An 11991-nucleotide genomic window follows, 5' to 3' on the forward strand; every position below is an offset into this window, starting at 1 on the left:
GCGTGGTCGCTAAGATCATCGAGTAAGCGATACAGGCTCTGAAAAAGGCCCCTGCGGGGGCCTTTTTTTGTCTCCTGAGCGATTTTAGATGTTCTGTTGGAGATATAAGTCTTTGATTTTAAAAAATAATGGTGCGTTTTCCGGAATTCCGGGAATATCCTGGCATATCCCTTGACAGGGGGCTGTCCCGCCATTAGAATTGCGCCTCCATTTTGCAGGGTGTCAACGAGCTCAGCTCGGACGCCATCGCCAATTTGGATAGTTCTTTAAAGTTTATTACTGGAGTTTGGTTCACATGCAGAATCAACGCATTCGGATTCGCCTGAAGGCCTTTGATCATAAGCTCATCGATGCCTCTACCCAGGAAATTGTTGAGACAGCAAAGCGCACAGGCGCACAAGTCCGTGGCCCGATTCCGCTGCCGACTCGCAAAGAGCGCTTCACTGTATTGATCTCCCCGCACGTCAACAAGGACGCGCGTGATCAGTACGAGATTCGTACACACAAGCGTTTGCTGGACATTGTTGAGCCCACTGAAAAAACCGTTGATGCCCTGATGAAGCTGGATTTGGCTGCAGGTGTAGAGGTTCAGATCAGTCTTAACTAATACAAAGTAAATGTTAATCCCGGTTTCGGCCGGGTTTGTGTAACGCTCTGAAATGGGCGGCCATAGCGGGTAAAAGCCCCGTACACTGAGAGGTTAGCAACATGACGATTGGTATTGTCGGCCGCAAGAGCGGCATGACTCGCATATTTACCGATGATGGTGTTTCCATTCCTGTTTCCGTGATTGAGGTTGCTCCCAATCGCGTCACCCAGGTGAAGAATGTAGAAACCGACGGATACTCTGCAGTGCAGGTTACCGTAGGGTCTCGTCGCGCCTCACGTGTTACCAAGCCCGCAGCGGGCCACTATGCCAAGGCGAATGCCGAAGCTGGACGTGGGTTGTGGGAATTGCGTAACGATACTCAAGAATCCTTCGAAGTTGGTGCAGAGATTACGGTTGACGCCTTTGAGGCTGGCCAGAAGATCGATGTCACCGGTTCTTCCAAAGGTAAGGGCTTTGCCGGTACCGTCAAGCGTTGGAATTTCGCCACGCAGGACGCTACCCACGGTAACTCCCTTTCTCACCGTGCCCCCGGTTCCATCGGACAATGTCAGACACCGGGTCGCGTCTTTAAGGGCAAGAAGATGTCAGGTCACATGGGTGCCGAACAGGTAACTGTTCAGAACCTGGAAGTGGTCCGCGTCGACGCTGAGCGTAATCTGCTGTTGGTCAAAGGCGCCATTCCGGGAGCTCCCGGTGGTGACGTCATTGTTCGTCCCGCAGTTAAAGCGCGCAGTAACGGTTAATTGTCCGAGGGGAAACGACCATGGAATTGAATATTGTAAAGCCCGATGGTGCCAAAGATACGCTCAACGTATCTGAGGTGGCGTTTGGCAAAGAATTTAATCAAGACCTGGTGCATCAGGCGGTAGTCGCCTACCTGGCGGGCGGCCGTCAGGGCACCAAGGCTCAGAAAACTCGCTCTGAAGTATCTGGCGGCGGTAAGAAGCCGTGGCGTCAGAAGGGCACCGGTCGTGCGCGTGCGGGTACCATCCGCAGTCCGATCTGGCGCTCCGGTGGTAAGGCATTTGCTGCCAAGCCCCGCAACTTCGAGCAGAAGCTCAACAAAAAGATGTACCGTGCAGCACTGCGCTGCATTCTGTCTGAGCTGAATCGCCAGGAGCGTCTGGTGGTGGTGGAAGAATTTTCCGTCGACGCACCCAAGACCAAAAGCCTGGTACAAAAGCTGGCTCAGTACGATCTGTCAGAAGCGCTGATTGTGACTGAGGATGTGAACGAAAATCTTTACCTGGCGTCTCGCAACCTGCATAAGGTTGATGTTCGCGACGTTCAGGGTGTTGATCCGGTTGCCTTGATCGGCTTCGAAAAGGTTGTGGTCACCGTTCCGGCTCTGAAAAAGTTCGAGGAGATCCTGGGATGAACCAAGAACGCATCTATAAAATCTTGTTGGGTCCGGTAGTGTCCGAGAAGTCCGCCATGGCGGGCGAGAACGGCAACCAGGTTGTTTTCAAAGTAGCCACTGATGCCAGCAAGCTCGAAATCAAAGCGGCCGTACAGGCGCTGTTTGATGTCAAAGTTGAAAGTGTTCGCGTGCTTAACGTGAAGGGCAAGACCCGTCGCACTCGCTTTGGTATCGGTAAGCGCAGTGACTGGAAGAAGGCCTACGTTCGTCTTGAGCAAGGTCAGGATATCGACTTTGCGGTAGCTGAGTAAGAGGATTGTTGCAATGCCTATTGTAAAACGTAAACCAACCTCGCCCGGTCGCCGCTTTGTAGTAAGTGTCGTCAATCCGGATTTGCACAAGGGTGCTCCTTACGCGCCGCTGCTGGAGAAGAAATCCAAAAGCGGTGGACGTAACAACGCTGGTCGTATCACAACCCGTCACGTAGGCGGCGGCCACAAGCAGCACTACCGTGTGATCGATTTCCGTCGTAATAAAGACGGTATACCGGCCACAGTAGAGCGCCTGGAGTATGATCCGAACCGCACAGCCTACATCGCGCTGGTTTGTTATGCCGACGGTGAGCGCCGTTACATTATCGCACCCAAGAGCCTCAAGGCTGGTGACAAGATCGAGTCAGGTGATGCGGCGGCGATTAAAGTGGGTAATGCGTTGCCGCTGCGGAATATCCCCCTCGGTAGCACAGTTCACTGCGTCGAGTTGAAGCCCGAGAAAGGTGCCCAGCTGGCTCGTTCTGCTGGTGCGTCGTGCCAATTGGTGTCTCGCGACGGTACTTACGCGACCTTGCGTTTGCGTAGCGGTGAAACCCGCCGTGTACTGGTTAACTGCCGGGCGACCTTGGGCGAAGTGTCCAACAGCGAGCACAGCTTGCGGTCACTCGGTAAGGCTGGTGCCAAACGGTGGCGCGGTGTTCGTCCTACGGTGCGCGGTGTCGCCATGAACCCGGTAGATCACCCGCACGGTGGTGGTGAAGGTCGTACTTCTGGTGGCCGTCATCCGGTATCGCCTTGGGGTGTTCCGACCAAGGGTTACAAGACGCGCAAAAACAAGCGCACCACCAAGATGATTGTCCGTAGTCGCTCTAAGCGCTAACGGCAAATCAACAGCGGAAAAGAGGAAGCAACAGTGCCACGTTCACTGAAGAAAGGTCCTTTTATCGATCTTCACCTCATTAAGAAGGTCGAAACAGCGATCGAAAAAAATGATCGTCGTCCAATCAAAACCTGGTCGCGGCGCTCAATGATCATGCCAGAAATGGTTGGTCTGACGCTGGCAGTACACAATGGTCGTCAGCACGTGCCCGTCCTGGTGAATGAAGAAATGGTTGGACACAAACTTGGCGAGTTTGCGGCTACCCGCACCTATCGCGGTCATGTCGCAGACAAAAAAGCGAAAAAGCGCTAAGCGCTAATAGTGCCTACGAGGTAACACGATGGAAGTAGCAGCAAAACTCAGCGGTGCTCGTCTGTCGGCGCAAAAAGCGCGCTTGGTAGCCGATCAGATTCGCGGAAAAGGTGTAGAGGAGGCGTTGGACCTTCTGGCATTCAGCCCCAAAAAGGGCGCCGCGATTATCAAGAAGGTGCTCGAGTCCGCAATTGCGAATGCCGAACACAACGAAGGCGCCGACGTCGATGAACTGAAAGTGTCCACGATTTTTGTGGATGAAGGTTTGAGCATGAAACGTATCAAGCCTCGCGCTAAAGGTCGTGCTGATCGCATTCTTAAGCGCACTTGTCATATCACCGTTAAAGTAGCCGACCAGTAAGAGAGCAGGCGTTATGGGTCAGAAAGTAAATCCGACAGGTATTCGTCTGGGTATCGTCAAGAAGCATACCTCAGTGTGGTATGCCGGCAGCGATCAGTACGCAGACAAACTCAACAATGATTTGGCAGTGCGTTCTTACATTCAGGGCAAATTGTCCAGCGCGTCTGTAAGCCGCGTGGACATTGAGCGTCCCGCCAATACCGCACGTATTACCATCCACACTGCCCGTCCGGGCATCGTGATTGGTAAGAAAGGCGAAGACGTGGATCGTCTGCGTGCAGAAGTGAGCGAGCGCATGGGTGTGCCAGTGCACATCAACATTGAAGAGATCCGTAAGCCTGATCTGGATGCTTCACTGGTTGCCCAGAATGTCGCTCAGCAGCTGGAGCGCCGCGTGATGTTCCGCCGTGCCATGAAGCGTGCCGTGCAAAACGCCATGCGTCAGGGTGCGGAAGGTATCAAGATCCAGGTGGGAGGCCGCCTGGGGGGTGCCGAGATCGCTCGTAGTGAGTGGTATCGTGAAGGCCGCGTACCGTTGCACACATTGCGTGCAAACATCGACTACGCAACCGCCGAAGCGTCAACCACCTACGGCATCATCGGTGTGAAAGTTTGGATTTTCAAGGGTGAGGTCATCGGCGATATCGACGAAGCTGAAGCTGCACCTAAGAAAAAAGGCTCTAAGTCCAAGTAAGGGGTACGCAAGATGCTGCAACCAAAGCGTACGAAGTTTCGCAAGCAAATGAAGGGCCGCAACCGCGGCTTGGCCCATCGGGGCGCCAAAGTAAGCTTTGGTGATTTTGGCTTGAAAGCTACTGGTCGCGGTCGCATTACAGCTCGCCAAATTGAGGCGGCCCGTCGTGCGATGACTCGTCACATTAAACGTGGCGGTAAAATCTGGATTCGTGTGTTTCCAGATAAACCAATTACCGAGAAGCCCCTGGAAGTACGTCAGGGTAAAGGTAAGGGTAACGTGGAATATTGGGTCGCGCAGATCCGTCCTGGTAAAGTCCTGTATGAGATGGATGGCGTCAGTGAAGATCTGGCTCGAGAGGCCTTTGCGTTGGCCGCAGCCAAGTTGCCTATTACAACAACTTTCGTAAAACGTTCGGTGATGTGATGAAAGCTTCAGAACTCCGGGAAAAATCCGTTGAAGAGCTGAACGGCGAACTGCTGACTCAATTGAAAGAGCAGTTCAAGCTGCGTATGCAGGCTGCTACTGGCCAGCTGGGTCAGACTCACCTGCTCAAGCAAACTCGCCGCGATATTGCTCGAATTAAAACGGTGCTTAAACAGAAGGCAGGTAATTAACGATGACTCAGGCAGATAATCTGGCTCGTACACTGACCGGCAAGGTTGTTAGCGACAAGATGGATAAAACCATCACAGTGCTGATCGAGCGTCGCGTAAAGCATCCGCTTTACGGCAAGTATGTGAGCAAGTCATCAAAGCTGAAAGCGCATGATGAAAACAATGACTGCAAGATCGGTGATACGGTGACTATCGCTGAATCTCGTCCGCTGTCAAAGACCAAATCATGGGCTTTAGTGAACATTGAAGAGCGCGCTACTGAAATCTAAGTGATTCAGGCGACTTAATAGTTTCGGAGACGGACGATGATTCAAACAGAAACCTACTTAGATGTAGCTGATAATAGCGGCGCTCGTCGGGTTCAGTGCATCAAGGTTCTTGGCGGCTCCCATCGGCGCTATGCCGCTGTGGGTGACATCATCAAAGTTACTGTGAAGGAAGCGATTCCTCGCGGTAAGGTGAAGAAAGGCCAGGTGATGAAAGCGGTGGTAGTGCGCACCAAGAAAGGTGTTCGCCGCCAGGATGGTTCGTTGATCAAGTTCGACGACAACGCTGCTGTGCTGCTGAACAACCAGGATGCTCCGGTGGGTACTCGTATCTTTGGGCCGGTGACTCGCGAGTTGCGTGGCGAGAAGTTCATGAAAATCATTTCTCTCGCACCGGAAGTGCTGTAAGCACTTGGTACGGGCAGAGAGCTGAGGGCAGACAAATGCGAAAGATTAAACGTGATGACGAAGTGATTGTTATCGCTGGTCGCGACAAAGGTAAGCGCGGGAAGGTTACCCGTGTGTTGGCTGATGGCCGCCTGATCGTGTCTGGTATTAACATGATCAAGAAGCACCAGAAACCGAATCCGCAAATGGGCGTGCCCGGCGGAATCGTAGAGAAGGAAGCCTCGATCCAGGCCTCCAACGTTGCCATTTACAATCCGGCGACTCAGAAGGCGGATCGTGTTGGCTTCAAGATCCTTGAAAACGGCGACAAGGTCCGCGTTTTCAAATCCAATGGCGAAGCCGTAGAGGCGTAAGTAGACATGGCTAGGCTAAAAGAACTGTACAGCAAAGAGCTCGCGCCCAAGCTGAAAGATGAGCTGGGTCTCGCGAACGTGATGGAAGTTCCGCGCATCACCAAGATCACCATTAACATGGGTGTCGGTGAGGCTGTGGGCGACAAGAAAGTGCTTGAGAATGCGATCGGTGACTTGGAAAAAATCGCCGGCCAGAAGGTCGTGATTACCAAGGCACGTAAGTCAATCGCGGGTTTCAAAATCCGTGATGGCTGGCCGATTGGCTGCAAAGTAACTCTGCGTAAAGATCGTATGTATGAGTTTCTGGATCGCCTGGTCAGCATCGCTATTCCGCGCATTCGCGACTTCCGGGGTATCAGCCCGAAGCAATTTGACGGCCGCGGTAACTTCTCCATGGGCGTAGGCGAGCAGATTATCTTCCCGGAAATTGACTACGATAAGGTCGATAAGCTCCGCGGTCTGGATATTTGTATCACAACGACAGCACGGAACGACGAGGAAGGTCGCGCGCTGTTGAAAGCGTTCAACTTCCCGTTCAAAGGTTAAGGGTAGCGTCATGGCTAAGAAATCAATGGTTGCACGCGAAGTAAAACGTGCCCGCACAGTCGCCAAATACGCCGCTAAGCGCGCGGAACTGAAAGCGATTATTGCCAGCCCTGCTTCTTCCGAAGAGCAAGTCTGGGAAGCGCAGATCAAACTGCAGCAGCTGCCTCGCGATGCGAGCCCGAGCCGCGGGCGTCGTCGCTGTCGCGTAACTGGCCGTCCGCACGGTGTGTATCGCAAGTTCGGCTTGTGCCGCCACAAGCTGCGTGAAGCTGCCATGCGGGGCGACGTTCCCGGTTTGGTCAAGTCCAGCTGGTAAGCCCAGGGCTTAACATTAGGAGCAGAATCAGATGAGCATGCAAGATCCGTTGGCCGATATGCTGACTCGCATTCGAAACGCCCAGCAGGTGGGAAAGTCGAATGTCACCATGCCCTCTTCCAAACTGAAGGCCTCTGTGGCAAAAGTTCTGGCAGAAGAAGGCTACGTTGATAGTTTCTCAGTGAGCGAGGGTGCCAAGCCCGAGCTGACCATTGAGCTGAAATATTTTGAAGGTAAGCCGGTTATTGCTGAGCTGGATCGGGTCAGTCGCCCCGGCTTGCGCAGTTATGCTGGTAAGTCGTCCATTCCGACCGTGCGCGGTGGTCTGGGCGTTGCCATCGTTTCTACCAGTAAAGGTGTTATGACTGATCGTGCCGCTCGCGCCGCTGGCGTCGGTGGTGAAGTCCTCTGCACAGTATTTTAACGGGAAGTCGTCATGTCACGAGTTGCAAATAGTCCGGTTGAAGTACCGTCCGCTGTTAAGGTCACCCTTCAGGGTCAGAGCCTTAGCGTTAAAGGCGGAAAAGGTACATTGGCTCTGGAAATTCACGACAGCGTTGAAATCCAGCAGGAAGAAAACCTGCTGAAGTTCACCGCTCGTGATGGGGCCAAGCAGTCCCGCGCGCTGGCAGGCACCATGCGTGCGCTGGTCGGCAGCATGGTAAAAGGCGTAGATCAGGGCTTCGAAGAGAAGCTGCAACTGGTCGGCGTTGGTTATCGTGCCAAGGCGTCGGGTAAAACTGTAAACCTGTCTGTCGGTTATTCTCAGCCGATCGATTACACCTTACCGGAAGGTGTAACGGCGGAATGTCCGGCCCAGACAGAAATTGTGCTGAAGAGCGCTGACAAGCAGCTGCTCGGTCAGGTGGCATCCGAGATTCGCGCATTGCGTGAGCCCGAACCCTACAAGGGTAAAGGCATCCGCTATGCAAGCGAACAGGTTCGCCGTAAAGAAGCCAAGAAGAAGTAGGGCCAGGATATGAGCGATAAGAAGCAATCTCGTCTTCGCCGTGCGCGTCGTGCCCGTGCCAAGATTCGTGAACTGAGTGTTAACCGTCTGTCTGTTCATCGTACCCCGCGTCATATTTACGCGCAGGTTATTGCAGAAGATGGCGGCCGCGTATTGGCCAGTGCCTCGACGTTGGACAAAGATCTGCGTCAAGGCAAAACGGGTAACAGCGAGGCGGCGAAAGCTGTCGGCGCTCTGATTGCAGAGCGCGCTAAAGCTGCCGGTGTCTCCCGGGTGGCGTTCGACCGTAGTGGGTTCAAGTTCCACGGTCGCGTAAAAGCCCTGGCTGACGCTGCGCGTGAAGCTGGACTGGAATTCTAAGGGTTAAGATATGGCATACGCGAAGAAAGAAGAAGGCAACAACGAAGGCTTCCAGGAAAAGCTGGTACAGGTCAATCGTGTTGCCAAGACTGTTAAAGGTGGTCGTATCTTTGCCTTCACCGCACTGACCGTGGTTGGTGACGGTAACGGTAAGGTCGGCTTTGGCCGCGGTAAAGCACGTGAAGTGCCGGTTGCTATCCAGAAAGCAATGGAAGCCGCTCGCCGTAACATGATCGACGTTGAACTGAACGGTGATACTATCCAGTACCCGACCAAAGGTCGTCATGGCGCCTCCAAGGTGTTCATGCAGCCGGCCTCCCAGGGTACCGGTGTTATTGCTGGCGGTGCCATGCGCTCTGTGCTGGAAATTGCCGGTGTTCAGAACGTACTGGCCAAGTGCTACGGTTCTACCAACCCGGTAAACGTTGTTCGTGCCACTTTTAACGCGCTGAAGTCTATGGCGTCTCCGGACTCTGTAGCGGCCAAGCGTGGCAAAAGTGTCGAAGAGATCCTGAATTAATTGGCGTTGCCAGTTAACTGATTGCGGAATACGACCATGGCTAAGAAAATGATCAAAGTGACTCAAGTCCGTAGTACCGCGGGTCGCCTGAAGAAGCATCAGGCTAGCGTTGCCGGTTTGGGTCTGCGCCGTATCGGCCACACCGTTGAGGTGGAAGACACTCCCTCCGTGCGTGGGATGATTAACTCTGTAAACTATCTGGTACAGGTAGAGGGAGAATAAGATGCGTCTTAACGAGCTGAGTCCCGCCCCCGGTAGCACCCATAGCAAGAAGCGCGTGGGTCGCGGTATCGGTAGTGGCCTGGGCAAGACCGCCGGTCGCGGTCACAAAGGTTTGAAGTCCCGTTCCGGTGGTAGCGTTGCTCCGGGCTTTGAAGGCGGTCAGATGCCGCTGCAGAAGCGTCTGCCGAAGTATGGTTTCAGTTCTCGCATTGGTCGTGTCACTGCCGAAGTTCGTCTCTCAGAGCTGAACAAGGTGGAGGGCGATACCATCGATATCGAAACTCTGAAGCAGGCCGATGTCATTGGTGCTAACATGAAGCGCGCCAAGATCTTCGCATCTGGCGAGCTCAGCAAAGCGGTTACCGTACGCGGTATTGCGGTCACCAAAGGTGCCAAGGCTGCGATTGAAGCAGCCGGCGGGAAAGTCGAAGAGTAAGGGGCGCCAACATGGCAACTCCCGGTAATCCTTCGTTGGGGAATCAGAAAGGTCTGGGCGAGCTTTGGGCTCGCCTGCGTTTTTTGTTCCTGGCGATCGTAGTCTACCGAATTGGTACTCATATTCCGGTTCCCGGTTTGGATCCCGAGCGGATTGCCAACCTGTTTAACCAGAATCAGGGTACCATTCTGGGTATGTTCAACATGTTCTCCGGGGGTGCCCTGGAGCGCATGAGTATTCTGGCGTTGGGTATCATGCCGTACATCTCTGCATCTATTATCATGCAGTTGATGACCGCCGTGACTCCCTCGCTGGAGCAGCTTAAGAAAGAAGGTGATGCGGGTCGTCGCAAGATCAACCAGTACACCCGTTACGGTACGGTGGTGCTGGCTACGGTTCAGGCGATGGCAATGTCAGTGAGCTTTTCCGGGTTTGCCTATGGTGGCGAAGCGGATTTTGCGTTTCACTTCATTGCGGTCACCTCTCTGGTTACCGGCGCCGTCTTCATGATGTGGTTGGGCGAGCAGGTCACTGAAAAAGGTATCGGCAACGGCATTTCAATGCTCATTTTCGCCGGTATTGTGGCGGGTTTGCCGAGCGCGGTCGGTCAGGCGTTTGAGAGTGCCCGTCAGGGCGATCTGCACCTGCTACTGTTGCTGGTGATTGCGGTCATCGCGTTGGCGGTAATCTGGGGTGTGGTCCGGGTAGAACGCGGACAGCGTCGGATTACGGTAAACTACGCGAAGCGTCAGCAGGGACGTAATGCCTATGCCGCTCAGACCAGTCACCTGCCGCTGAAGATCAATATGGCCGGCGTGATTCCGGCGATCTTTGCCAGCAGTATTCTGCTGTTCCCGGCGTCCATTGCCCAATGGTTTGGCGAGGGCGGCGATGGCTTCGCCAGCGACTTCCTTCAGGATCTCGCTCTGGCGATTGGTCCGGGTCAGCCTCTGAACATTCTGCTGTTCGCGGCGCTGATCTCGTTCTTCTGCTTCTTCTACACGGCGTTGATGTTCAACCCTAAAGAAGTCGCGGATAACCTGAAGAAGTCCGGTGCCTACATCCCGGGGATTCGCCCGGGTGAGCAATCGGCCCGCTATATCGACAGTGTCCTGACCCGTCTGACGGTAGTGGGTGCTGTTTATATGTCGGCTGTGTGCCTGATGCCCCAGTTCCTGGTGGTGGCGGCCAATGTTCCCTTCTACTTGGGGGGCACGTCGTTGCTGATCGTGGTAGTGGTGGTCATGGACTTTATGTCCCAGGTTCAGGCGCACTTGATGTCTCATCAGTACGAGTCACTGATGAAGAAGTCTAACTTGAAGGGATATGGCAGCGGCAACGCTCGCTAATCCCCATTACTAGGGTAGGATCATGAAAGTTCGTGCTTCTGTTAAAAAGATCTGCCGCAACTGCAAGATGGTTAAGCGCAACGGCGTACTGCGAGTAATTTGCCACGCTGAGCCTCGCCACAAGCAGCGGCAGGGTTAAGAGTTGGACGCCCGGCCCCCCTCCAGGGGCGGGGCGTACATGAGGGGGCGTTGACTGTCGTCCGGGGAGAAATCCCCGGGCTATTGATTTTTGGTGATTTTACCGCTATCCTTGCGCGCCTTTTAGGGTGTTGGGTGGCGTAAGTTGCCGTCAACGCTGCAATTTTAGTGTTACTGGAGTAATTTGAATGGCCCGTATTGCTGGTGTAAACATACCAGATCACAAGCACGCGGTTGTCTCCCTGACTTACGTCTATGGGATCGGCCGTACTACTGCGCAACAGATCTGTGCCGCTACTGGCATCGCCGAAGACGCCAAAATGGGTAGTCTTTCCGAGGAACAGCTCGACGCGATCCGTAACGAGCTTGGCAAGCATACCGTAGAGGGTGACTTGCGCCGTGTTGTGTCGATGAACATCAAGCGTCTGATGGACCTGGGCTGCTATCGCGGTCTGCGTCACCGTCGCAGCTTGCCGGTCAATGGTCAGCGTACCAAGACCAACGCTCGCACACGTAAGGGCCCGCGCAAGCCGATTAAGCGTTAATCGATCTGCGCCAGTCATTCAAATACGGTAACTACAGGTTAGGAAGAGATTGCTATGGCGAAGCCAGGTAATAAAACCGCAACGAAAAAGAAAGTCAAGAAGACGGTGGTCGATGGGGTTGCCCACATCCACGCGTCCTTCAATAACACCATTGTCACTATCACCGACCGTCAGGGTAATACCCTGAGCTGGGCTACCTCTGGTGGTTCTGGCTTCCGCGGTTCGCGCAAAAGCACCCCGTTTGCTGCCCAGGTAGCTGCGGAGCGCGCCGGTGAGGCAGCGAAAGAATACGGTCTTAAGAACCTCGACGTAGAAGTGAAGGGCCCTGGCCCTGGCCGCGAATCCGCAGTTCGCGCACTTAATAATGTTGGTTACAAGATCACCAACATTGTCGACGTTACGCCGATTCCGCACAACGGCTGCCGTCCTCCCAAGAAACGTCGAGTGTAAGGGGAA

The 11991-nt window shown here is 54.1% G+C and carries 25 protein-coding genes; all 25 read left to right on the forward strand.

The annotated features are described in order from the left end of the window. Positions 1-295: 295 nt before the first annotated feature. Complete coding sequence (rpsJ, locus tag N645_RS0115740; protein ID WP_024462473.1) at positions 296-607, forward strand: 30S ribosomal protein S10; 312 nt, start codon at positions 296-298, stop codon at positions 605-607. Positions 608-708: 101 nt separating this feature from the next. Beyond that, on the forward strand, positions 709-1353 hold the full coding sequence (rplC, locus tag N645_RS0115745) for a 50S ribosomal protein L3 (RefSeq protein WP_024462474.1): 645 nt from the start codon (positions 709-711) through the stop codon (positions 1351-1353). A 20-nt stretch (positions 1354-1373) separates the two neighbouring features. Continuing rightward, positions 1374-1988, forward strand: coding sequence for a 50S ribosomal protein L4 (gene rplD, locus N645_RS0115750; RefSeq protein WP_024462475.1), 615 nt, complete (start codon positions 1374-1376; stop codon positions 1986-1988). After that, on the forward strand, positions 1985-2281 hold the full coding sequence (rplW, locus tag N645_RS0115755) for a 50S ribosomal protein L23 (RefSeq protein ID WP_024462476.1): 297 nt from the start codon (positions 1985-1987) through the stop codon (positions 2279-2281). Before rplD ends, rplW begins: the two co-directional genes overlap by 4 nt. A gap of 13 nt (positions 2282-2294) precedes the next feature. Further along, positions 2295-3122 carry a 50S ribosomal protein L2 gene (rplB, locus tag N645_RS0115760; RefSeq protein ID WP_024462477.1) on the forward strand — a complete coding sequence of 276 codons (828 nt, stop codon included), beginning with the start codon at positions 2295-2297 and terminating at the stop codon, positions 3120-3122. Positions 3123-3155: 33 nt separating this feature from the next. Beyond that, a complete protein-coding gene (rpsS, locus tag N645_RS0115765) occupies positions 3156-3434 on the forward strand; it encodes a 30S ribosomal protein S19 (protein ID WP_024462478.1) in 279 nt (92 codons plus the stop codon). Between the two features lie 28 nt (positions 3435-3462). Continuing rightward, the gene (gene rplV / locus N645_RS0115770; protein ID WP_024462479.1) at positions 3463-3795 is read left to right on the forward strand and encodes a 50S ribosomal protein L22; all 333 of its coding nucleotides are present in this window, start codon (positions 3463-3465) and stop codon (positions 3793-3795) included. A gap of 13 nt (positions 3796-3808) precedes the next feature. After that, positions 3809-4489, forward strand: coding sequence for a 30S ribosomal protein S3 (gene rpsC, locus N645_RS0115775; RefSeq protein ID WP_024462480.1), 681 nt, complete (start codon positions 3809-3811; stop codon positions 4487-4489). A 12-nt stretch (positions 4490-4501) separates the two neighbouring features. Beyond that, a complete protein-coding gene (gene rplP / locus N645_RS0115780; RefSeq protein ID WP_024462481.1) occupies positions 4502-4915 on the forward strand; it encodes a 50S ribosomal protein L16 in 414 nt (137 codons plus the stop codon). Next, entirely contained in the window at positions 4915-5106 is a 192-nt protein-coding gene (rpmC, locus tag N645_RS0115785) for a 50S ribosomal protein L29 (protein ID WP_024462482.1), read from the forward strand. Before rplP ends, rpmC begins: the two co-directional genes overlap by 1 nt. 2 nt (positions 5107-5108) lie before the next feature. Next, positions 5109-5375: a 30S ribosomal protein S17 gene (rpsQ, locus tag N645_RS0115790; RefSeq protein ID WP_024462483.1), complete on the forward strand. Its 267-nt coding sequence runs from the start codon at positions 5109-5111 to the stop codon at positions 5373-5375. Between the two features lie 36 nt (positions 5376-5411). After that, positions 5412-5780 carry a 50S ribosomal protein L14 gene (rplN, locus tag N645_RS0115795; protein ID WP_024462484.1) on the forward strand — a complete coding sequence of 123 codons (369 nt, stop codon included), beginning with the start codon at positions 5412-5414 and terminating at the stop codon, positions 5778-5780. 35 nt (positions 5781-5815) lie between these two features. Beyond that, positions 5816-6133 carry a 50S ribosomal protein L24 gene (gene rplX / locus N645_RS0115800; protein WP_024462485.1) on the forward strand — a complete coding sequence of 106 codons (318 nt, stop codon included), beginning with the start codon at positions 5816-5818 and terminating at the stop codon, positions 6131-6133. Between the two features lie 6 nt (positions 6134-6139). Next, a complete protein-coding gene (gene rplE / locus N645_RS0115805) occupies positions 6140-6679 on the forward strand; it encodes a 50S ribosomal protein L5 (protein ID WP_024462486.1) in 540 nt (179 codons plus the stop codon). A 10-nt stretch (positions 6680-6689) separates the two neighbouring features. After that, positions 6690-6995 carry a 30S ribosomal protein S14 gene (rpsN, locus tag N645_RS0115810; RefSeq protein WP_024462487.1) on the forward strand — a complete coding sequence of 102 codons (306 nt, stop codon included), beginning with the start codon at positions 6690-6692 and terminating at the stop codon, positions 6993-6995. A 31-nt stretch (positions 6996-7026) separates the two neighbouring features. Next, positions 7027-7419, forward strand: coding sequence for a 30S ribosomal protein S8 (gene rpsH, locus N645_RS0115815; RefSeq protein WP_024462488.1), 393 nt, complete (start codon positions 7027-7029; stop codon positions 7417-7419). Positions 7420-7431: 12 nt separating this feature from the next. Then, positions 7432-7965 carry a 50S ribosomal protein L6 gene (gene rplF / locus N645_RS0115820; RefSeq protein WP_024462489.1) on the forward strand — a complete coding sequence of 178 codons (534 nt, stop codon included), beginning with the start codon at positions 7432-7434 and terminating at the stop codon, positions 7963-7965. 9 nt (positions 7966-7974) lie between these two features. Then, positions 7975-8325 carry a 50S ribosomal protein L18 gene (gene rplR, locus N645_RS0115825; protein ID WP_024462490.1) on the forward strand — a complete coding sequence of 117 codons (351 nt, stop codon included), beginning with the start codon at positions 7975-7977 and terminating at the stop codon, positions 8323-8325. Between the two features lie 10 nt (positions 8326-8335). Beyond that, the gene (gene rpsE, locus N645_RS0115830; RefSeq protein ID WP_024462491.1) at positions 8336-8845 is read left to right on the forward strand and encodes a 30S ribosomal protein S5; all 510 of its coding nucleotides are present in this window, start codon (positions 8336-8338) and stop codon (positions 8843-8845) included. Between the two features lie 36 nt (positions 8846-8881). Then, positions 8882-9067, forward strand: a complete 186-nt coding sequence (gene rpmD / locus N645_RS0115835; protein WP_024462492.1) for a 50S ribosomal protein L30 — start codon at positions 8882-8884, stop codon at positions 9065-9067. Between the two features lies 1 nt (position 9068). Next, a complete protein-coding gene (rplO, locus tag N645_RS0115840; protein ID WP_024462493.1) occupies positions 9069-9503 on the forward strand; it encodes a 50S ribosomal protein L15 in 435 nt (144 codons plus the stop codon). Positions 9504-9514: 11 nt separating this feature from the next. Continuing rightward, on the forward strand, positions 9515-10852 hold the full coding sequence (secY, locus tag N645_RS0115845) for a preprotein translocase subunit SecY (RefSeq protein WP_024462494.1): 1338 nt from the start codon (positions 9515-9517) through the stop codon (positions 10850-10852). 22 nt (positions 10853-10874) lie between these two features. Next, positions 10875-10991 (forward strand): 50S ribosomal protein L36, encoded by a 117-nt coding sequence (rpmJ, locus tag N645_RS17905; RefSeq protein ID WP_081666256.1) that lies wholly within the window; start codon positions 10875-10877, stop codon positions 10989-10991. A 187-nt stretch (positions 10992-11178) separates the two neighbouring features. Beyond that, positions 11179-11535 (forward strand): 30S ribosomal protein S13, encoded by a 357-nt coding sequence (rpsM, locus tag N645_RS0115850; protein WP_024462495.1) that lies wholly within the window; start codon positions 11179-11181, stop codon positions 11533-11535. A gap of 54 nt (positions 11536-11589) precedes the next feature. Beyond that, the gene (gene rpsK, locus N645_RS0115855) at positions 11590-11985 is read left to right on the forward strand and encodes a 30S ribosomal protein S11 (RefSeq protein WP_024462496.1); all 396 of its coding nucleotides are present in this window, start codon (positions 11590-11592) and stop codon (positions 11983-11985) included. Positions 11986-11991: the final 6 nt, after the last annotated feature.

The organism is Marinimicrobium sp. LS-A18 (assembly GCF_000463525.1).
GTDB classification, from domain to species: Bacteria; Pseudomonadota; Gammaproteobacteria; order Pseudomonadales; family Cellvibrionaceae; genus Marinimicrobium; species Marinimicrobium koreense.